This window comes from Paraburkholderia piptadeniae (genome assembly GCF_900007165.1).
Taxonomy (GTDB): Bacteria; Pseudomonadota; Gammaproteobacteria; order Burkholderiales; family Burkholderiaceae; genus Paraburkholderia; species Paraburkholderia piptadeniae.
Genome location: NZ_CYGY02000011.1, coordinates 1 through 21,328 on the forward strand (window position 1 = coordinate 1; position 21,328 = coordinate 21,328).

Annotated in this window: 19 protein-coding genes; 8 read left to right on the forward strand and 11 right to left on the reverse strand. The window is 62.0% G+C overall.

Annotated features, from left to right (window positions below):
* Positions 1-605 precede the first annotated feature (605 nt).
* The 7 genes from BN2476_RS04495 to BN2476_RS04525 all read right to left on the reverse strand — a co-directional run bounded on the left by BN2476_RS04495 (position 606) and on the right by BN2476_RS04525 (position 10,463).
* Positions 606-1,727 (reverse strand): ornithine cyclodeaminase family protein, encoded by a 1,122-nt coding sequence (locus BN2476_RS04495; protein WP_087733172.1) that lies wholly within the window; start codon positions 1,725-1,727, stop codon positions 606-608.
* Between the two features lie 25 nt (positions 1,728-1,752).
* A complete protein-coding gene (tcuA, locus tag BN2476_RS04500; RefSeq protein ID WP_087732970.1) occupies positions 1,753-3,252 on the reverse strand; it encodes an FAD-dependent tricarballylate dehydrogenase TcuA in 1,500 nt (499 codons plus the stop codon).
* A gap of 23 nt (positions 3,253-3,275) precedes the next feature.
* Complete coding sequence (locus BN2476_RS04505; protein WP_087733173.1) at positions 3,276-4,673, reverse strand: MFS transporter; 1,398 nt, start codon at positions 4,671-4,673, stop codon at positions 3,276-3,278.
* A gap of 91 nt (positions 4,674-4,764) precedes the next feature.
* The gene (locus BN2476_RS04510; RefSeq protein ID WP_087732971.1) at positions 4,765-6,135 is read right to left on the reverse strand and encodes an MmgE/PrpD family protein; all 1,371 of its coding nucleotides are present in this window, start codon (positions 6,133-6,135) and stop codon (positions 4,765-4,767) included.
* Positions 6,132-7,505 carry an MmgE/PrpD family protein gene (locus tag BN2476_RS04515; protein ID WP_160111667.1) on the reverse strand — a complete coding sequence of 458 codons (1,374 nt, stop codon included), beginning with the start codon at positions 7,503-7,505 and terminating at the stop codon, positions 6,132-6,134. The genes BN2476_RS04510 and BN2476_RS04515 overlap by 4 nt, the downstream gene beginning before the upstream one ends.
* 33 nt (positions 7,506-7,538) lie before the next feature.
* Entirely contained in the window at positions 7,539-8,888 is a 1,350-nt protein-coding gene (locus BN2476_RS04520; RefSeq protein WP_087732973.1) for an MFS transporter, read from the reverse strand.
* A gap of 159 nt (positions 8,889-9,047) precedes the next feature.
* Positions 9,048-10,463 (reverse strand): MmgE/PrpD family protein, encoded by a 1,416-nt coding sequence (locus tag BN2476_RS04525; RefSeq protein WP_087732974.1) that lies wholly within the window; start codon positions 10,461-10,463, stop codon positions 9,048-9,050.
* A 181-nt stretch (positions 10,464-10,644) separates the two neighbouring features.
* On the opposite strand from BN2476_RS04525, the gene BN2476_RS04530 reads away from it, so the two are divergent.
* Entirely contained in the window at positions 10,645-11,571 is a 927-nt protein-coding gene (locus BN2476_RS04530; RefSeq protein ID WP_087732975.1) for a LysR family transcriptional regulator, read from the forward strand.
* A 478-nt stretch (positions 11,572-12,049) separates the two neighbouring features.
* On the opposite strand, the gene BN2476_RS04540 is transcribed toward BN2476_RS04530, so the two are convergent.
* Positions 12,050-12,670 carry a TetR/AcrR family transcriptional regulator gene (locus BN2476_RS04540; RefSeq protein ID WP_235850694.1) on the reverse strand — a complete coding sequence of 207 codons (621 nt, stop codon included), beginning with the start codon at positions 12,668-12,670 and terminating at the stop codon, positions 12,050-12,052.
* A 175-nt stretch (positions 12,671-12,845) separates the two neighbouring features.
* Between BN2476_RS04540 and BN2476_RS46360 the strand changes: the two genes are divergently transcribed.
* The gene (locus BN2476_RS46360) at positions 12,846-12,995 is read left to right on the forward strand and encodes a hypothetical protein (RefSeq protein WP_160111668.1); all 150 of its coding nucleotides are present in this window, start codon (positions 12,846-12,848) and stop codon (positions 12,993-12,995) included.
* Positions 12,996-13,023: 28 nt separating this feature from the next.
* Positions 13,024-13,347: a putative quinol monooxygenase gene (locus BN2476_RS04545; RefSeq protein ID WP_087732977.1), complete on the forward strand. Its 324-nt coding sequence runs from the start codon at positions 13,024-13,026 to the stop codon at positions 13,345-13,347.
* Positions 13,348-13,425: 78 nt separating this feature from the next.
* Here BN2476_RS04545 and BN2476_RS04550 read toward each other — a convergent pair whose 3' ends face one another.
* Positions 13,426-13,884, reverse strand: a complete 459-nt coding sequence (locus tag BN2476_RS04550) for a DUF3331 domain-containing protein (protein WP_087733175.1) — start codon at positions 13,882-13,884, stop codon at positions 13,426-13,428.
* 452 nt (positions 13,885-14,336) lie between these two features.
* On the opposite strand from BN2476_RS04550, the gene BN2476_RS04555 reads away from it, so the two are divergent.
* From BN2476_RS04555 to BN2476_RS04570, 5 genes are all read left to right on the forward strand, one after another.
* Positions 14,337-15,200 (forward strand): alpha/beta fold hydrolase, encoded by an 864-nt coding sequence (locus BN2476_RS04555; protein WP_087732978.1) that lies wholly within the window; start codon positions 14,337-14,339, stop codon positions 15,198-15,200.
* The gene (locus BN2476_RS49265; RefSeq protein WP_160111669.1) at positions 15,197-15,526 is read left to right on the forward strand and encodes a VOC family protein; all 330 of its coding nucleotides are present in this window, start codon (positions 15,197-15,199) and stop codon (positions 15,524-15,526) included. The genes BN2476_RS04555 and BN2476_RS49265 overlap by 4 nt, the downstream gene beginning before the upstream one ends.
* Entirely contained in the window at positions 15,489-15,725 is a 237-nt protein-coding gene (locus BN2476_RS49270; protein ID WP_328590275.1) for a VOC family protein, read from the forward strand. Before BN2476_RS49265 ends, BN2476_RS49270 begins: the two co-directional genes overlap by 38 nt.
* Positions 15,726-16,463: 738 nt before the next feature.
* A complete protein-coding gene (locus BN2476_RS04565) occupies positions 16,464-16,808 on the forward strand; it encodes a helix-turn-helix domain-containing protein (RefSeq protein WP_087732980.1) in 345 nt (114 codons plus the stop codon).
* 362 nt (positions 16,809-17,170) lie between these two features.
* Entirely contained in the window at positions 17,171-18,715 is a 1,545-nt protein-coding gene (locus BN2476_RS04570) for a methyl-accepting chemotaxis protein (RefSeq protein ID WP_087732981.1), read from the forward strand.
* A 91-nt stretch (positions 18,716-18,806) separates the two neighbouring features.
* Here BN2476_RS04570 and BN2476_RS04575 read toward each other — a convergent pair whose 3' ends face one another.
* Entirely contained in the window at positions 18,807-19,892 is a 1,086-nt protein-coding gene (locus BN2476_RS04575; RefSeq protein ID WP_087732982.1) for a porin, read from the reverse strand.
* A gap of 89 nt (positions 19,893-19,981) precedes the next feature.
* Positions 19,982-21,232, reverse strand: a complete 1,251-nt coding sequence (locus tag BN2476_RS04580) for an MFS transporter (protein ID WP_087732983.1) — start codon at positions 21,230-21,232, stop codon at positions 19,982-19,984.
* Between the last annotated feature and the right edge of the window lie 96 nt (positions 21,233-21,328).

A 21,328-nucleotide genomic window follows, 5' to 3' on the forward strand; every position in this document is an offset into this window, starting at 1 on the left:
TTCGGGCGCAGGCGCAGGCGGTCATGGCGCAGGCGGTCACGGCGGAGGCGGGAACGGTGGGAACGGCGGAGGCGGGAACGGTGGGAACGGCGGAGGCGGGAACGGCGGAAATGGCGGGGGCGGGTCAAGGTAATCGGCCGCCTTGTTTTCTTTTCAGCCACCCTTTCGCGCAAGAGACGAAGGTCATGACGGCTACCGGACAGGTAGTCCCAATTGTATGGAACATGAAGCGTGAGATCCCTTGCGTATGTCCATCTCTCTAGCGGAAGCTCCGATGGCTGTATGCAGCCGGCCGCGCGTTCGGGGCAACACTGCGAGGCGAATGTCAGCTGCCGAAGCGCATCGGCCATATGAGCGTCCATTTGCTCAGGAAGAGAAATGACGGGAACTGGCCCGATCGCGGCCCAACTCCCGCCTGGTCCAGGAAATCCGCGAAGAACTAAAAAAAATCGCCTCACGAAAGGAGGCGATCTGGAAGAAACGTTTGGTTTCGCAGACTATCGGCATCACTACGCGGGGATGCGTATGCGTTGCGTGTTACCGGCGCTCTTTGCACCGCGCAATCCCTGGCGAACAAAAGCTCGCCCCTTGGCCGGTGCCCAACCCTAATTGCGTATCGTCTGGATGAACCACTCGCGCGGCAACGTCACGCCGACGCCCTGTCTGACCGCCTCACGGTACACATGTCCGCCGACGGCCGCGAACTGTACGCCCCAGTTGCCCACCGTGTAGTAAAACGTGACCTGCTCCGCGCTCGTGCGGCCCGGCGCGCGACCCGTGATCACATCGCTATAGACAGGCCAGCCGCTCGTATCGACGCGCTCTCCGCGCGAAACGGGCAGCCGTCGCCGTTCGTCGACGCTACCGCCGACGAACGCATTCGGGCTTCCCGAAACATGCTGGCTGAAGCGCTCGCTCTCCGCCAACGGCAGGCGCTCGCGACCCTGCGCAATCGCGACGTCGAAGCGCCGCGCGACGCTTGCATCGAACTCGCGCGGCGTCAACGCGACCACATGCATCCCCGGTTCGAGCCACGCGGCGTCGAGCACGGGCGACATGCTGTCCGTGCAGGTCGCGACGATATCCGCACCGCGAACCGCATCGCGAGCGCTATCCACGGCTTCGATGTCGATCTGCAATCTGTCCGCCATCGCGCGAGCAAAGCGTCGCCGGTTCTCTTCGCGTCGGCTATACACGCGCACGCGGCGAATCTCGCGCACGCAGCACAGCGCATCGAGAAACGTTTCGGCCATGCCGCCCGAGCCGATCATGCCGACGGTATGCGCATCTTCGCGCGCGAGCAGACGCGTGCCGAGCCCCGCAGCGCCGCCGACGCGCATATGCTGCAAATGACCGTCGTTGATGATCGCGAGCGGGGCGCCGTTCTCGGTGCTGAAGAGAATCACGAGCCCGCAGTACGTGCCCGGCTCGATGCAGTACTTCTGCTCGCTGCCCACGCGATGCGAACCCGACTGATCGGCTCCATCGTCGCGAGGCCACACCATCACGTCCGACTTCAGCCGCACCGCTAGAATGCCGTCCGTCGCGCCATCGACGGAACCGAAACGGTAGTAGCCATCGTCGCGCGAGGTCGGCACATAGGTATCGAAGCGCGGGCGGCCGATCGACGCGCCGGCCGGCAGTCCCGCAAACGCCCGCGCCTGCGCGTCGATGCAGTCGCGCATCGTCAGCAGACGCGCGACGCATTCGTTGTCCAGCAGCAGCACCGAGAAGCGCCCTCCGCTAACGCGTTCAGCGAGCGACGAGGCGCGCTGCGCCTTCGCCCGCAAGCCTTCCGAACACTACGCCAGCGACCAGTCCCGTGCCGCTGCCGTAGTTGTGATAGTAGAGACCGCCGACGATTTCGCCCGCCGCGTAAAGCCCCGGAATCGGCGCACCCGAAACGTCGAGCACTTCCGCGTCCGTCGATACCTTCAGCCCGCCGAACGTGAACGTCACGCCTGTCGTCACGCCATATGCCTCGTAAGGCGGCGTATCGAGCCGGTTCGCCCAGTTGGTCTTGTCGATCGCGAGCCCGCGCGTGCGCAAGCCGTCGTGCACGTTGGGATTGAACGGCACGTCGGGACGCTCGGCGGCGTTGTACGCGCGCACCGTGCGCAGAAAACCTTCCGGGTCGACACCCGTCAACTTCTGCGCGAGTTCTTCGAGCGTATTCGCCGTCTCCTTCGTAATGCGCGCAATGCGGTATTCGTCGCGCAACAGCTTCACCACTTTCTGATCGAAGATCTGCCATGCGAACAGGCCCGGCTGGCGAAGCACTTCGTGGCCGTACTTCGCATACGTGAAGCTGTGAAAGTCGAGCCCTTCGTCGAGAAAGCGTTCGCCCTTCGCGTTCACCAGAATCCCGAACGGATAGTTGTGCTTCTGGAAGCGATCGCCGACCGTCAGATCGCCATACTCGGGTGCGTTCATGTCCCACTGCACCGCGTGCGCGCCGGACCAGTGGCCCGTCACGGCCGCTCCGATCTCCATCGCCATCCGATGACCCCAGCCCGTGTTGTAACGCGTGCCGCGCACTTTCGCGAGATCCCAGTTCGGACCGAGATAGCGGGCGCGCATCTCCGGGTTCGACTCGAAGCCACCGCACGCGAGCACGACAGCCTTCGCGCGGATTTCGACGGGACGTCCGCGATGCAACGCGCGCACGCCTTCGATACGTCCGTCGCCATACAGGAGCCCCGTCGCCTGCGTCTGATAAACGACGCCGACTTCCGCGCGCTTGAGCGCCTCGTGCAGCGTTTCGACGAGATGCGTCCCGCCGCCGAGGATATGGCATGCAAGACCACCCCAAAAGCGAAACTTGCCTTCGACGCGAAACGCCTGGCGTCCGAGCGCCGGCTGAAATCGCACGCCATGCCGCTTGAGCCACAGCGCGGCGTCATAGCTGTTGCCGATCAGCACTTCCGTGAGGTCCGGGTCGGCGCGATATTCCGTCAGGCGGCCGACGTCGTCGAAATACTGCTCGCGCGTATAGGTGCCGAAATCGATGTTCGGCAAATCGAGTTCGGCAATGTCGGGCGCGAGCTTCAGCAAGTCGTCGACCGACTCGTAGACGAAACGGAACGCGCCGCCCGTGAATGCCGAGTTGCCGCCACGCGCATTCTCGGGCGCGCTTTCGAGCATCGCGACGCGGCGCGCGCCGCCTTCGCGCGCGGCCAGTGCCGCGTTCGCGGCGGCATTGCCGGCGCCGATCACGAGGACGTCGATATCGTTGAGTTCGTCGAGGGTCATCAGTAGGGTCTCCCGTTGCGTAGTCAGCGGCGTGGATAGTCGGCGAGCGGCTGCAGCGAGGCGTCGCCGGTTGCGTTCGGATCGACGGCGGGGCTCAGCGTTTCGAGGCTGCGGCCCGTCGTGCGCGGACCGAACACCAATGTGATCAGCGCGGTGAGCGTCCACGCGCCCGCGATGTACATGAACACCGTCACATAGCCATAGCTGGTGTAGATCGCGGCGATCACGAAGGCGTTCGCCACGTTGGCAACGCGGCCTGCGCCATACGTCAGGCCCGTCGCGCTGTTGCGCACGCCAGTCGGAAACTGCTCGGGCGTGTACGAGTACAGCAGCGTCGCGAAGGTCTGCGTCAACATGCCGACTGCGAAACCGAACGTGACGATCAGGATCGGCTGGAAACTCAGGCCGTACAGCAAGCCGAAGCACGCGATCAGAAACGCGACGAGTGCGATCAGATGCTTGCGCTCGAAGCGATCCGCGAACGCAACGGCGAGCAATGCGCCAAGCGGCGCGCCGACATTGATCAGCGTGAAGTACGTGAGGCTGCGCGCGACCGTGATGCCGTGATGCACGAGCAGCGTCGGCACCCACGCTTCGAAGCCGTAGAAGCCGATGGTCTGCAGCAGCCAGATTGCGCACAGCGTGAGCGTGCGGCGACGGTAGGTGCTGTTGAACATCGCGGTCCACGGCTCGCGCGCTTCGGGCGCGCGCACAGCCACGGCGGGCGATGAGAGCGTATGGCCTTCGGCCGCCACGCGCGCTTCCATTGCGGCGATCGCAGCTTCGGCGTCGTCGAACCGGCCGGCGCGAGCGCTCCAGCGCGGCGATTCGGGCAAGCGCCGCACGATCAGCGGAAACACGATGCCGAGCGAGCCCCATACGAACACCCAGCGCCAGCCGTCCGGCCCGAACGGAACGACGAGCCGCGCAACGAGATTCGTCAACGGAATCGCGCACAGGTTGATCACCATCGCCCACGATTGCCACGTGCCGCGCGATTTCGCAGGAAACAGCTCGGCGATGTATGTCATCACCGTCACCATGCCCGCCGAAATCCCGAAGCCCGTCACCACGCGCGCCGCGAACAGATACGGAACGCCCGGCACGAGCGCGGTCGCGAGCGAGCCAAGCGACGAGATCAGCACGAACACAGTCAGCGAGCGCCGCCGCCCCATGCGGTCCGACAGCATGCCGCCCAACGTAGCCCCGAAGAACATGCCGATAAAGCTCGCGGACGTGATCAGCGCGATTTCATTGATCGCGATATGCCAATGCCGGATCAGCGCGGGCGCAGCCGAAGCAAACGTGTTGATATCGCAGCTGTCGAAAAACAGCGGGATCGCAAACAGCAGCATCCATTCGCGATGCATCCGCGAGTTCGGCAAACGGTCGACGCGCGCGGCGACGATTGAATCGTTCATGCCTGTCTCCTTCGAATCCGCGCGTTCGTGGCCGCGCGATTTGCAATCGGGTGTGGTGCGGGACGGTGCGTTGCTCATCCGCTGGCGTGCTTCAATCGGGCTTCAAGCCGGCCTCCATCTGCGCAGTGAAACCGGCGATATCGTCGAGGCGCTCGACCTGCCACAGCGCGGCGAGCGCGCGCTCGCTCGCGTCTGTCGTCAGCGCGTGCGAGGCGCAATCGAGAAACTTCGCTTCGATACGCTCGTCGGGCAGCGGATTCGCCGACGTGCGGCCCGCCGCGCGCGCGACGCGCTTCGACACGCGGCTCCCGTCGCGCAACTCGACGACCACCTCCGCGCCGAAATGATCGGGCTGCCGGCCCGCGAGCGGATCGGGCTCGGCCGTCACTTTCTTCATCACGGCCTGGATCGCTGCATTCGCATACGCATCGCCTTCGAAATCGGAGAGCACGACGCTACCTTGCGCAAGCGCTCTTGCGACGCAGTACTGCACGCTGAACTTCGCATCGAGCGCGCTCTTTGGCTGCGGACGATTCGTATGCCGCAAGCGGCGCGGATGCGTGCGCGAGATCACGCGCTCGACTTTCTCCGGCGTCAAGCCTTGCTCGGCGACGAGCATCAGCATCGCGTCGATGGCGGGATGCGTGCTGCCGCAACACGGGTATTGCTTGATCGCGATGCCCGGCTCCACGATATCGAGCGGATCGGCCCACGCGCGCATCGCCGCGTCGGCATCGTAGTTGCCCGCGCCGTTGTAGACATTGAAGAAGCCCTGGCGATGCTCGAACGCTTCGTCGCCGGCCGTGAAGCCTTCGCGCGCGAGCCACGCTGCAATGAGCCCGTTGCGCGACGCGTGACCGACATGCAGCGGCTTCGTCATCGTGCCGAAGTTCGCTTTCACGCCCGACGCGAACGACGCAGCGATCGACAGGGCCGTGGCCGTTTGCGATGCGTCGAGCCGCATCAGACGCGACGCCGCCGCGCACGCGCCGAATACGCCGAGCGTCGCGGTCGGATGCCAGCCCTTGTCGTAGTGATGGAAGTTCACCGCGTGCGCGAGCCGCGCCTGCGTTTCGAAGCCTGCGACATACGCGCTCACGAACTCACGGCCGCTTGCATGAACCTGCTCCGCCAGCGCGAAGAGCGCGGGCAGAATGGGCGCCGACGGATGACCGCCAAGCGTGTTGCTGCAATCGTCGAAGTCGAGCGCGTGCGCGGCCGTGCCGTTGACGAACGCTGCATCCGATGGCTTCATGCGCTCGCGTCGTCCGAACACCAGCGCGTCGCCCGCGGACGGCGACGCGACCGCATGCGCGAGACGCGTGCAACGCTCGCTCGCGCCCGCAAGCGTCACGCCGACGGTATCGACGATGCCGATGCGCGCCCAGCGCAGCGCCTCGGGTGGCAGGTCCTCGAAACGGAATGCGGCGATCCTGTCGCCGAACCATCGGGCGATCGTCATGCGTGTGCTCCTTGCAGCCGTGACGCTGCGGCGTCGAGCCAGTGAAGATCCGCTTCCTCTTCGATACGATCGAGGCGGTCGAACAGCGGCGCGGCCGCAGTGTCGAGCGTGCGCGTCATCCGCATGAATTTCGCGCGCAACTGCTCGCGCGAAAGCGGTGTACTCGGGCAGCCCGGAAAATCCGCGCGCGCTTCTTCGTAGCACGTGCCGTTGTCGAGCGTGATGCGCGTCTTCGTCGACAGCCCTTGCGCATCGGTTGCGACGACGCTCACGCGCTGCGCCAGTTCGCCGACGGCGGGATCGTCGAGCAGCCGTTTGCCGAAGGTCGCGGGGTCGTCGGCGTCGTGCAGTAACGCAGCAGCGACACAGTACGGCACGCTGTACTGCGCGAGCGTCGAATCGGCCGGCGACTTGATGTCGTGATTCGCGGCGAGCCGCGCCGCGCCCTCGATGTGAATCGATGCGATGCGACGCGCGTCGATATCGTGCGCGGCACGCAGACGCTGCGCCGCATAAACGGGCGTGTGCGCGACGATATGGCACGCGTAGCGCTTCAGGCAGAGCGTCGGCGTTTCGTAGCGCGTGCCGAGACCGTCCGTCAACAGCGCAAGGTCGGAGCGCTCGCAATAGGCGTGCAGAAAACCGTAGCGCCCTTCGAGCACGCTCGATGGGCCGTCGAAACCTGCACGCGCGAGTTGCACGGCGACGATACCCGCCTGCGCCGCGCGCCCCAGATGCATGCGCTTGACGAGGCCGCCATCGCCCGCCTTCGCGAATTCGAGCAGCCCGCCGCCCAGCGAACCCGCGATGCCGAGCGCGCGCCGCAGCGTCTCGCTGTCGACGCCTGCCAGCTTGCCCGCGGCGATTGCCGCGCCGAACGGGCCCGTCAGACCCGGCGCGTGGAATCCGCGCGCTTCCGCCGAATGCTTCGTCGCCGCGCCGATCCGGAACAGCACTTCGATGCCCGCCACGAGCGCGCTCAGTACATCGCGTCCCGATGCACCCGATATCTGCGCAACGGCCAGCGCCGGCGGCACGAGCACCGCGCCGGGATGAACACCCGCGCCGGGCTGCCGCAGACTGTCGAGCTCGGCGGCATGCACGAGCACGCCGCCCGCGAAGGCCGCCGCTTCGGCGCCATAGCGCGCATCGGCGATGCCGGGGACGGCGCACGGTCCCGGCGCCGCATCCGCGAGATAGCGGCGCACGGCTTCGCCCGCGGCGACTTCATGACCATAGACGGCCGCGCCGACTGCATCGATCAGGCAATCCTTCGCGAGCCGCACGACATCGGCGGGCAATGCTTCGTATCGCAAGCCGTGAGCGTAGTCCGCGAGCGCGTGTGCGGCCGTCGTCGTCGATTCGTGCATCGTGTCGTCTCGTTGCGTGCTTTGCATGTCCCGTCAGCCTCGCGCTTCTTCGTCGATGACGGAGCGATGGCGCGTCTCCGGCATCAGCAGATAGGTGACGAGCGATATGGCCGCGCACGCGCTCACGTAGTAGAAGAACCACGACTCATGACCCGCGTGCTTGAACTTCAACGCGAGGTATTCGGTCGTGCCGCCCATCACCGACGACACCACCGCAAACGGCAAACCGACGCCGAGCGCGCGCAGCTTCGCCGGAAAGAGCTCCGACTTCACGAGCCAATGTATCGACGAGAAGCCGCTCAGAATGCCGAGCGCCGCGAGGTTCAGCGCGAACGCCGCCCATACGCTGTGTGTCGTGCCGAGCGCATGCATCAACGGCACCGTGCAGAACGTGCCGCCGATACCGAAGATCAGCATGACAGGACGCCTGCCGACGGCATCCGATAGCAGTCCATAGAGCGGCTGAAAACACATATAAATGACGAGCGCGACCGTGGTGATCAGCGTCGCCGTATCGCGGCTGAAGCCCGTCGTGTTGACCATGTACTTCTGCAGGTAGATCGTGAACGTATAGAACGCGACCGTGCCGCCGATGCTGATGCCGATCGTCCACAGCGTCTGCATGCGATGGCGGATCAGCAATGCAACGAGACTGCCGCGCTCTGCTTCGCCGCGCTGCTTGCCCGCCGTGAGCGCATCGGCACGCTCGAACGCATCGGTTTCCGCGATGCCGCGCCTCAGGTACAGCGCGAATACCGCGAGCGCGCCGCCGATCGCAAACGGAATGCGCCAGCCCCAGTCTTCGAGTTGTGCGGGCGACAGCACGAGCCGCTGAAGCAGGAGCATCAGCGCGAGCGCGACGAGCTGACCCATCACGACCGTTACCTGCACGAAGCCGACGAAGAAGCCGCGCCGCCCCGCAGGCGCCATCTCGCTGAGATACGTCGCGCTGGTGCCCGCCTCGCCGCCCATGCTGAAGCCTTGCAGCAGCCGCGCGCAGATGAGCACACCAGGCGCGGCGACACCAATCGTCGCGTAGGTCGGCGTGAGCGCGATGATCAGTGAGCCGACGCTCATCATCGCCACCGATACGCTCAGTGCGACACGCCGTCCGTGCCGGTCCGCGAGCGCGCCGATCGCCCAGCTGCCGAGCGGCCGCACCACATAGCCGATCGCGGCGACAGCGGCGGCGTTCAGTAATTGCGCCGTCTGATTGCCACCCGGAAAGAATGCCTTGCTGAAGTAGATCGAGAAGATCGAGTACGCGAGAAAGTCGTACCACTCGATCACGTTGCCCGCGCTGCCGCCGATGATCGAGCGCAGGCGTTCCCGCCGCCCGGCGAGCGAAGCCCGTAGCGACAGATCGTGAGGCGTTGCGGCCATCCTGTGTCCCCTTGCGGCCACCCGGCCGCTCTTGTCTGGTGCCTGGATTGCTGCTTTGCTACTTTCCTGCCTGCCGTGCTGCTGTCACGCGGTCGCGAGTGGTGCGTGCAGTTGCGTGCTGTTGCGTGCAATGTGCTCGCGCGTGATGTTCTCGCGGCGCTAACCGTGAGACGCGAGCAAGCGCACGAGTTCTGCTGCGTCCGTCTTTTCTTCGGCGTGCATGACCCAGTCCACGATGCGCTCGATCTGCTCGCCTTTGATGCGATGCGCCGCGAGCTTCGTCATCTTGCCGACGATTTCCGCCTCGCTCGCAAATGCATCCTCGCTGCCGCGCTGCGATTGCACGGTTTCTTCGAGCCGCGTGCCGTCGCGCAGTATCACTTCGACTCTCACCGTATGGCGCGCGCCGCGGCCGCGCGCGGTGATCGACGGATCTTCGAGCACCTGTACGCGGTCGGCCAGCGCCATGCGTTGAGGATCGGCCACTTTGTCTTCGCTGAACTGGTCGACGAACACGTCGCCTTCGAGCAGCAACGTCGCGACACAGTATGGAAGGTTCAACTGCGCCGACGTCAGCCCCTGCGGCACGTAGCGCCAGCCGACGTGATCGACTGTCACACGCGAGCCATGCACGACAATCGACTCCACGTCGTTCGCGCCGAACGGATGACGCGCCTGCATCGCGCGGATCGCATCGAGCGTCGTGTGATTGCTGCCCACGCACGAATAGAACTTCAGCGCGATGTTCATCGTCTCGAAGCGCTCGCCGAGGCCGTCGATCAATTGCGTCAGATCGAAGCGGTCCGTCGATCGCGAGAACGTGCTGCAAAAGCCGCCATAGGGGTTCTCGAATACATCGACGATGCCCGTGAAGCCGTTACGCGCCAGCAGCGCGCCATACAGTCCGCTTTGCGCGGCGCGCCCCGCATGCATGCGCTTGACCATCGCGCCGAACTGCGCGGCCATCAGGCCCGCCGACTGCGTGCCGCCGATGCCGAGCGCGTGCACCGTCTGCGCGGTATCGAGACGCAACGCGGCCGCCGCGCCCGCCGCAGCCGAAAACACGCCGACCGTCGCGCCCGAATGCCAGCCCTGCGCGATATGCTCGGGGCCCATGCACATGCCGACGCGCGGCCCCACTTCATAGCCGGCGACACACGCGCGCAGAAAATCGCGGCCGCTCATGCGTGCATCGGCAGGCAGCGTCTCCGCGATCGCGAGCACAGCGGGCAACGTCACCGCGCCGACATGCAGCACGCCCGCGCGATGCACGTCGTCGAGTTCGAAGCTCTGGATCATCGTCCCGTTGACGAGCGCCGCGTGCGGCGCCGACAGCTTCGACGACATGCCCCACACGTGACAGCCCTGTGTCGTATCAATGCTCGCGAGCGTATCCGAGAGAATGCGGCTCCACTCGAGCCCCGAGCCGAACAGCGCGCAGCCGAGCGAATCGAGAATCAGCAGCTTGATGCGAGCGCGCACTTCGTCGGGGATCGCTTCATAACGCAATCCCGCCACGAAGCCCGCGACGCCGCCGGTATAAGGGTTTGTGCCGATGTCGTTGTGCTGGTTCATCGCGTGTCAGGCGCAATTGGCGCGCGGTAGTGGGTTTGAGCCGGGCATGCTGCTTTGCTGTCACCCAGTATCCGCACGCGCCATGGGTTTGTGAATTGCGTGCGGCGCGATTATTATTGCCTCACATGCAATAGTCGATAGTCTGTGTATCCCTCACAGTCAGGTCCACAGTCAGGCTCCCATGATTCGCTTTCCCGGCGTCGATCTCGATGCACTCCGCGCTTTTGTCGCAGTCGCATCGCATGCATCGTTCAACGATGCGGCGATCGAACTGAATCTGTCCGCGTCGGCGCTGACGCGACGCATCAAGCGGCTCGAAGAAGCACTCGACCTGATGCTCTTCGAACGCACGACGCGCACGGTCTCGCTCACGTCATCGGGCGAACTGCTGTTGCCGCGCGCACAAAGCGTGCTGCGCGAACTCGACGCGTCATTACAGCTCGTCACCGAGGCCACCCGCATCCGCGCGGGTCAATTGACGATTGCGTGCATCCCCACTGTCGCGAAGTTTCTGCTGCCGAAGATCGTGAGCAGCTATCACCGCAAGCGGCCTGAAGTGCGGTTGAGGCTGATCGAAGCGGACCTCTCGACGGTCGCGCGGCGCGTCGCCGACGGGGAGGCGGAATTCGGCATCGCGTTTCTCGTCAACGAAACGCCGGAACTCGCGATCGACGAGTTGCTGGTGGACCCGTACGTATTGGCGTGCCCCGCCGATCACCCGCTAGCGAAAAGCGAGCACGTCGCGTGGCGCGAGCTGAGACCGTGGCCGTTGATCGTGTCGGGCACGACGAGCGGCAATCGCCGGATGCTCGATGCCGCATTGCGCGACATCGACTGGCGCCCGGACCGGCTGATCGAAATCGAGCATCTGACGACGTCGCTCGGACTCGTCGAAGCCGGACTCGGCATCTCGATCATTCCGCGTTGCGCGTCGCCCCGCGACCCTCAATCGAGAATCGCGATCCGTCCGCTCGTCGAGCCGACGGTTGCACGCACAATCGGTTTGATCCGCCGACGCGATGCGACATTGCCGGCCGTCGCGCGCGATTTTCGACTGACACTGCGCAGAATGGCGCCGCTCGATCCGGCGTGGATGCAGCCCGAGTGATCGTGTTTGGCCGAGCGCACATGAGTGCGCGTGCCGCTCGACGGCACGAAGTATCTGCTCGTCGAGCCGCGCAAAACTCACCGAAATGAAGCACGTTTGGCACTAACACTGTGCATTTCCTGGTTCGGTCTGGTTCCCCAAATGATTTTTGCTGCGCAGCAGGCAAATTGGCGCAATACTGACCTGCCCGCTTCTTCTCGCGGGTTCTTCACTGATGGATGGCCCGCTTAAGCGCCCCATTTCCCGCTGTAGCTTGACTCACGTGAAACGGCAATCAGGTCATGGAACTTTGCGACGAATGCTCCACGCTCCAGGGATGCTCCGCTGACAGGATCAGAGAAGAAGGCCTTACCCTGATCGGCGTTGGCGAATGCGAAGGTGTAGTGGCAATCGAGCACTACCGTTGCGAGAAGTGCCGTGCGCTTCTGGTTAGGCAACTCTGCGGATGCACGGCCGAGCAGGTCTGGACAGCGTTTTCCTAGGCTGCGGGCCAACTTTTCAACACCGCCGCCACCAGTTGACGAAGCTGCCGACGCGTAGCGCCTCCTCTCGCCTGAACGGCCAGACCCTGAATAAACGTCGATACGAACATGGCCGCGTCATGACTGGTCATGCCCTCCGGAAGCGGCCCCGCCTGCTTCACTGACTCGAAGCGCTCGCGCAGACGCCGCTCGAAAGCATTGCGGCTCTCGGACAGTTCATCGGCGAGCGGGCGCGCGTCCGCGCTGCACGCAAGCGCGGCAAACGTCACGAGACAACCGGAAGGCGTGTTCTTCCCTGTGTGAAGTACGACAATTCCCTCAAGCAGAGATTCTGCGATCAGCCTGGGTGTCGGTTGCGCCAGCGCATGCTCGCGGAAAGCCAGATGGTTGTCGTTGTATCGATTGACCACCCGCCGAAAGAGCCCCTCTTTGCTTTCGAACGCCTTGTACAGGCTGGACTTCGTGAGCCCTGTCGCCTCCTGAAGATCCGCTAGCGACGCGGCGTCATAGCCTTTCTCCCAAAACACATGCAGGGCCTTCTCCAAAACATGATCTTCGTCGAACTCTCGCGGGCGTGCCATTTCAGTTTCCTCTGACAGACTGTCATTGTAGACCAAACGGTTTACAACAGAGGATTGCCTCGATCGCGCCCGATGTCCGTCAGCTCAGCAGAACCGCACTCGTTCGATGAAACCGAACGACCTCGTGAATCCCTTCGAACGATATTCGAAACCGGCTGATCCATAATTCTCGCAATCGTCACTGGCTGTGACGTCAACCATGGAGCAGATCATGTCGCAAGGTTTTGAAGGAATCCGCGTCGCCGTCGCCCTCGAAGCGAATTTGCGCACCGCGGAATTTCTCGGCATCAGCGTCGCGGAAGTGGCCTCGCAACTTGCCGCAGCCCGCGCGATGTTCAACGTTGCCGATGCGACATCGTAAAGATCCATCCAGATTCAGGAGCCCCACCATGACTCAGAACATTTCATTCATAGTCCATCTGCCCGGCAAGCCCGAGGCACGCGAAGAACTTTACTCGAGCCTCATCAAGGTGCTCGACGAAATGTCAAATGAACCGGATTTCGTCAACACGTATCTTCATCGATCCGCAGACGATCCCGACACCCTCGTGCTTTACGAAACCTGGGCGTGCAGCGCGCAGTATTTCGTTGATCATCATCTGAAGAAGTCTTACCGGGTCGACTACGAAGGCAAGCTCAAAGACCTTCTGAAGTCAGACCGGAAGTTTGAATGGCTCGATCTTGTCAAAGGCTACGAGCGTAAAGGCAAGTAAGTTTTTATTGAAGCTCTATAACCACGAGCGGGCTCGAACTCGTAAGCCCGCTTCCGGCAACCATCCCCGCTCGCGCGCTCAAGGCCGTTCGGACCCGAAATCGCGTTCGCATCGCAGATAACTGGAAACCACGGAAGCAAGAATCATCCGGTTATGATTGGCCGGAAAGAAGGACGGACTAACCCGAGGCCGAAACACAGAGTCACCACGCCAGATAGGCATGCCAGTCAGCACGCAAAACGAGTCCACGCGCGCAAGTCCTATTCGCCAGACCTGGTCCGCATAGTGCCCTGAACGCGGAACGCTCCAGCACACGCTGAGCGACTTCGACGACAGCCGCTCGAGAATAGAAACATGCGAAGGAGGCGGTTCGACATCGACCGGTTTGAACGCCTGAGTTGATGGTCGCCGCCTCGAACGCAACTTCTTCCTTGGACCGCACGGCGGCCTGATCGTCGCTTCGAGCGAGTGCGACTCGGGCATCAATATGTCGACTAGCGCACGTCGAACGACGTCGTCATCAGCCTGGCTGGTCATCCATTCGGCTCCGTCTCTATCTGCAAACTCCGAACCAGGAAAAGTCACTATCGTCGTTCGACGACCGATAAAAATCGAATTGAGGCATCAGACCGCACGCTTATTGTGAACCCTTCGGTCCACAATGTAAACACAGCCCTTGCTGAAATGCGGTTCTTGCTTGCCTCACTGGTGTACGAAGCCGATTTTCACCAGACCACGTTCGAGAATCCAGAACGTTTCCTTCGACACCTACGGATGTACTTCTGAACCGACAGGTCCATAATCTTTGCGACACGTAGCGATGCGAATATAAAAGCGGTCTTTTCAGCAAAGAAATGACGAAATACCTCTCTTTGCTTCTTCGGCTGCAAATTTTGCGTCGCCTGCGCGGAGTCGTAGCAGCGGACGCTGCTGCGGATTATCACTAACACCGATGCTTCATTCGGTGCTTCTATTCGACAGGAGCGGTCATGGAAAAGCTGACAAGCAAGCGCGCAAAAGCAAACGGAGTAACGCTGCATTACGTTACGGCGGGGAATCCCTCTGGTCCCGTGGTCCTCGCGATGCACGGATGGCCTCAGAACCACAGGGAGTTCATTCCTGTCATCGACGCACTGGGCAAGGAATATCGGTTCATCGCCCCAGACTTACGTGGGTACGCGGACAGCGACAAGCCGTTCTCCGGCTACGAGCCGAAAACAATCGCCCAGGACATGCTCGACCTGCTCGAAGTGGAAGGCATCGATCGCTTTCACATTTTCAGCCACGACCTTGGAGGTCCGCCGTCGGTGGCGCTCGCGTACATGGCCGGCGACCGCGCTATTTCCCTGTCCACGATCGAGACACCGTTCTTCGGACTCGACTTCCCTGGATATGTCGACCCGCGCGTGCCCTACTGGCATCTCGGCATGCATATGAATATGGATATCACGCGCTTTCTTGTTGAAGGACGAGAGGAGCAATATCTGCGCCATTTCTTCCGCGATTTCGCGTACAACCCTCAAGCAATGCCAGAAGAGGAAGTGGCGCTTTATGTCATGCAGATGAAGCAGCCGGGAAATCTTCGCGCAAGTCTCAATCACTACGGCTACATTCCTCAAATGGCCGAGCAGACGGCAGAACTCGCAAAAGAAAAGCTGAAAATACCGATGCTCGCCTGGGGTGGAAGCCACTCGTTTGGATCGCACTGCTTCGATAGCGCTAAGGCAATCTCTGTCAACGCGAGTGGCGGCGTGATCGAAGAATGCGGCCATTGGGTCTTCGAGGAGAAGACCCAATTCATCTCCGAAGAACTGCAAGCGTTCTGGAAACGCGCCGGCCGGGAGCAAGCATGACTTCGCGGCCGGAAGCAGGCGACGGACGAGCGTTCAGGATAAACCGTGTCGACCACACTGGAATAACCGTTTCGTCGCTTACGGACTCGCTCGATTTTTGGGTAGACGTTCTTGGATTTCAGCATCTCTATACATGGGACTTCAAGAACAACTCATTTATCGAGAATCTCGTCGGGGTTGAAGGTGCTTCGCTGAGCCTTGCAATGATCGAAGGCTATGGACACAAGATCGAACTGTTGCAGTATTACTCGCCCGCCAACCGAAAGACCGTCGACGCGCGTTCCTGCGATGCAGGGCTTTATCCACATTGCAATGTACGTGGATGACCTCGACGCGCTGCTTGAACGGATCAAGGAAGCAGGGTGGCTGCCCGTCGGGCCGCCGCAACGCGTCGAAGGCGGCGAGCGCGACGGTTTGAGGCTTGTCTATGTCCGGGGCCCGGACGGGGTGACGCTCGAGTTCCTGCAGCCGCCAGCACGTATGAAGCTCACGGCTGGGTCCGAGTTGACATCGGAGGTAGGTTGATACTGACAAGCCTGGAAACGGTGCTCGCGACCGACGTCGCGAGCACTTCCGTTTTCAAGGTTCGAGTGCGATTACATCCTCGATGTCTTTCGCACCATCCAATCATAATTGCTCTGCAATACACAGCATCTTGTTACAACAAGCGCGTTGAACACTGCTTCCAAATGTGCCGCTTCACGCATTAACGCTCCCCCTCCAAAGGGCGGGGGACCAAAAAGAATAAAAGTCGTAGGATGCGTACTCCCCCCTCGCAGGAGACGTCGCAATGTCTTGCTCATGTGACACGTATCCCTGTCGAATTAGCGATCCTCAGCGGTCCATCAGGCGCTCAAGTGCCGTATCGCCGCTCGATCCGTTCCTGTGGCCCTCTTGCAAAGAAGGTGGCCGGAACTGTTGAGCACTATTGGCGATGGCTCAATACATCAACAAGATTCGTCGGCACCGGCTGACGCTTCACCCGGCACACGACATTGCCATCTTGCCTTGCAAGTCCGCTGCGGCGGTGATGAGCAGTTACCACTTTTGAAAACGTGGAGGAGATGTGCTTGCCGAATTCAATACACACCCCTTGATCCGCGCTCGACCGTTTGATCGAAGATGGGCTTCTGATTCGATCGATGGCACGATTTCTACTCACCGCATTCGCCTTTTACCGCTGTGTTTATCGACACGGCAAGACGCAACGACGGTGTCGTTCATTCTGACTTTCACGGAGTACTGCATTACTGCAGTTTGAACATGGCTCGACCCAGAATCCAATTTGATATCTCGGCGGACGAACGTGAGCAACTCCTCGCTATGGTCCACACGCAAGACCACCCTCCCTCATGGAGACTTCGTGCGAAGATCCTGCTGATGGCCGCCGATGGTCATTCGAACAACGACATCAGCAGCGAGTGTTCGATAACATCGGCGGCAGTAACGTACTGGAAGAGGCGATTCCTCGCGGGCGGACTTCATGGGCTGGTCAATGGGTCCGTCGACGGCCGCTACGATCTTCTTCCCAACAAGGAAGCGTTGCAAATCGAGCAGGTGTGTAACGCATGGATCAGCGCTCAAGCTACGCAGGGCGAATCCAGCTAATCCAAAGACAGGCATGGGTTGCTATAGATAGCGGCCCATGCCACGCATCGCGGCAACCGGATGAACCGTTGGCCCAGCGCCTCCGTCAATCGGTCGAGCAACCCATAGTCGTCGCAATGACGCCTTCGAATCCCGCTTGTCACCGCAAAATCATAAAGTAGCGACTACCTCTATTTTTTGGGGGGTTGGGTAACTCCGTAGCCCTTTTTCCGCTCCGGCCCATAAAGTTTTTTTCACCTGCCTCCGATAGCCTTCTTATGGTGTCAGTCTGCGGCGCGACGCCATAGCGCTCGATAGACAGTGCGCGCCCTTAGCGCGGCGTCTGCGGGCACGATAAACATTCCAACTTTCGAGGGCCGTCGGTGCGCAATAACCAACCTGTCACGCAGCACGAGTTTGAATTTCCCGACAACGCCACGCTGATGTCGACCACTGACACGCAGAGCCATATCCAGTATGCGAACGCGGCTTTCATCCAGGTGAGCGGCTTCTCTCTCGAGGAAATACAGGGGCAGCCTCACAACCTCGTGCGCCACCCCGACATGCCGGCAGAAGCGTTCGCGGACATGTGGGCAACGCTGAAAGGCGGCGAACCGTGGACCGCGCTGGTCAAGAACCGGCGCAAGAACGGCGACCACTACTGGGTGCGCGCGAACGCCACGCCTGTCGTGCGGAACGGCCAGCCTGCGGGCTACATGTCGGTGCGCACCAAAGCCTCGCGTGACGAAATCGCGGCGGCCGAAGCGCTATATCGCCAGTTCAAGGAAGGTAAGGCCGGCAGCCAGGTCTTCCACAAGGGACTCATCGTTCGTCGCGGCCTGATGCGGTGGACTTCGGCGTTCAAGATCATGCCCGTGCGCTGGCGCATCCGGTCTGCGTCGTTGATGGTGACACCCGTGATGGTACTCATCGCGTGGCTGCTGGGTCTGACGCAAGTCGCACTTGCGGAGTTCGCAGCAGCGGTGCTGGCCTGCTCGCTGCTGCTGTCGTTATGGCTCGAGAAGCAGATCTCGCGGCCACTCGAGCAAGTCCTTCAACAGGCGCTGCGTGTCGCATCGGGAGAGAGCCAGAAAGCCGTTCACATGGATCGCGTCGACGAAATTGGCATGACGCTGCGCACGATCAGCCAGCTTGGGCTGATGTTTCGCTGGCTGATCGACGACGTCAGCGAACAGGTCATCAACGTGCAGCGCGCAGTCAACGAAATCGCGCAAGGCAACAACGACCTCAGCAGACGAACCGAGCAGGCCGCCACCAACGTGCAACAGACCACATCGTCGATGACGCAGATGACCGCGACCGTCAAGAGCAACGCCGAGACCGCGACGCAGGCCAACACGCTGTCGGCTTCAGCGAGCGACGCCGCCGCGAAAGGCGGACAGGCGATGTCGCAGGTCGTCAGCACGATGGACGACATCACCGACAGCTCGCGAAGAATCGCCGACATCATCGGCGTGATCGACGGCATCGCGTTTCAGACCAACATCCTGGCCCTCAACGCCGCAGTCGAAGCCGCGCGCGCGGGCGATCAGGGACGGGGATTCGCCGTCGTCGCCGGCGAGGTTCGTGCGCTCGCGCAGCGAAGCGCAAACGCCGCGAAGGAAATCAAGAATCTGATCGGCGCGAGCGTCGAGAGGGTCGAGGCGGGCGCCAAGCTGGTCGACGATGCAGGACAGACGATGGACGACATCGTCGCGCAAGTGAAGCGGGTGTCGGACCTCATTGCGGAAATCAGGTCCGCCACCGAGGAACAAAGCAGCGGTGTCACGCAAGTCGATCGGGCAGTGAGCGATCTCGACACCATCACGCAACAAAACGCGGCACTCGTCGAGCAGAGCACCGCTGCGTCGGAAAGCCTCAAGCAACAGGCCGAACGCCTCGTGGAAGCGGTCAGCGTGTTTCGCTGAGGGCGGTTCGCGTCGAATAGGCGGTACGGTTTGGCATGGGTCTGCTCTCGCCAAGTTGCAACGCGGCAATCAGATACGCTAATGAACGCGTCTAGAAAAGGTGCGCAATTCCGATCGCAACCGCCATTTGATTCGCACCCGTAGCGACCGTTGTCGTCGATCCCGTCGCGCTCAATGCAGACTTCGAACTGTTGATCACATAGGTCACGTCGGTATAAAGAACCGTCCGCTTCGAAAGCCAGTAGTCCGCATTGACACCCGAGCTCAGCGCATGTGCCGACACCGCGCGATACGAGTGATAGTAGGAAGCGGCCGCCAGCTGAAGTTGCGGCGTGACCTTGTAACGCAACCCGCCATATGCCATGTACTGAGAAGGCGATGCCTGCAACGTGGCGGCGATGTCGTTGAGCAACAGTTCGTATCCGCCATACAGCGTCGCGTCGCCGATCTGCCATGAACCGCCGGCCACGTATCGGCGTTCGCTGTCATTCGCCGATGCAATGCTTTGGCCTTGCCGCTGCTCATACACGAACGTCAAATTGAATGGGCCTTGACGATAGCGCCCGCCCACGTCGAACTGCTTACCGACCCGGAACGCGCCCGGCACCGGTCCGCCATTGGCCACGGTCGAGTCATAGCCGAAGCTGTAGAGCGCATTGACCTCGAACGGTCCCGCGTGCCCCAGATACTCGACGGCATTGTCGGCGCGGCCCACGAACTGCGCGTCCTGCGCGGAAAAGCCATAGCTGGAATAGCCGAGCGGATCGAGCGGAAGAAAGTAGCGATACATCGGCGTCATCTGCCGGCCGGCCATCACGGAGCCAAGCCGGTCGCTCTCGATGCCGACGAACGCCTGGCGGCCAAAGAGTCGTCCGCCCTGCTGCAATGTCCCGTTGTTCATCGCGATGCCGGATTCGAGCGTGAAGATCGAGCGCAGGCCGCCGCCGAGATCCTCCTTGCCCGTTATGCCCCAACGCGAATTGATGCGATTGCCGGTATTGAGCCGGAACAGGTTGCCTGATCCCTGCTTCGCCGCGTGGTTCACGTATTCGACGCCTGAGTCGACAATCCCATACAGCGTCACCGACGATTGCGCGTGCGCCGCGACACTCACGCCCGCTCCAACGCAAGCGACAAGCAGATTTCCGATTGTGCGGGCCGTGTAATTCGACTTCATCCTGTCTCCTTTGATTTATTACTGTAGTGGTACTAATCGAATTGCAAGGAATAAGAGAGCGAAACGTAACGCTCTCCATGTCATCGGTTTTATTCGCGGGAAATGTGCCTGCTGACGAACAGCATCGCCACCATGCCGACGACGGGACCGATCGCGAGCGTCAGCAGCGCGAGCATGAACGAATGCGTGCCGCCATATACGTGTCCCACGGCAAGCGGAGAAATCGCGCTGCCTGTTTGCCAGATCGCGTTGGTCCAGCCCGCGCTCGCGCCCGCAAGACGCTTGCCCGATGCATCGCTGATCTGCGCCATCAGCACGGGCAGATAGCCGTAAGAGAACGCGCCCAGAATCGGCGCGACCACATAGAACTGCGTCGTGGTCGAGCACATGCCGAAAACCAGCAGCATCAGCGCGAAGGCGATCAGACAGAGAATCGACATGAGCCGGCGTGAGATGCCGGGCAGATCGGAGATCCAGCCGAGCGTCGGCTTTGCGATCACCGCGCCGATTCCGAACGACGCAATGATGGAGCCCGCAACGACAGGCGAGATGCCGTATTGCTTCGTCATCAACGCATTGCCCCACGCGCCGAAGCCGACCGTCGCCCAGAGGCCGCCACAGCCTGCAATCGCGAGCACGATCAGATTGCGGTTGCGCAACAGGCCGAGCATTTCTTTCGCGCTGTTTCGTGACGGCGACTGATCGCTGTTCGGCCGGTTCTTCAGGAACAGCAGCGACACGATGCCCCACGCGAACGTGACGACGCCGAGCATACGGAACGCGTTGGACCAGCCGTGCTGCGCGGAAAACGACGGCACGATCGCATTCGCGAGAACGACTGCCAGCGATGTGGCCGTGGTGTAGATCCCCATCGCGCGGCCGCGGTCTCGCGTGAACCAGGCGGGGATGATCTTCATGCCGGCGGAGTAATCGGCTCCCGCCGCAAAGCCCATTGCAAGCTGGATCGCGATGCCCGTCGTCAGCGTGCGGGTCTCGCCGAAGAAGAAAGTGAAAACGCCGAGCGGCAGCAGCGCCAGCGTCATCATCGCGCGACCGCCGAGCAGATCGGTGAGCGCGCCGCCAATCACATTCGCGAGAACGTAACCCGCGTAGAAAGCAGTGACGAACGCACCGAGCATCGCGACATTGAGACCGAGCGATGCGCCGACGGGCGCGGCGACCGTGCTCCATGCAACGCGATCCACATAGCTCAGCAGAAACGCCGCCCATACGATGAACAATGCAACCCAGCGGTAAGCGCTCGTTTCAGTATCTGCCGCGCTTTGCGCGGACCACACGCCGCAAGATGCGTCTCCTGACGACGTCAGATTCTTCTCCATGACTCCTCCAATGCAGGGCGTGCGCGTGGCCGCCCCTTTATTCTGCCTTCTGATCCAGCCATTCGAAGCGGACTGGTCCTGGTTCTATCGACCTGC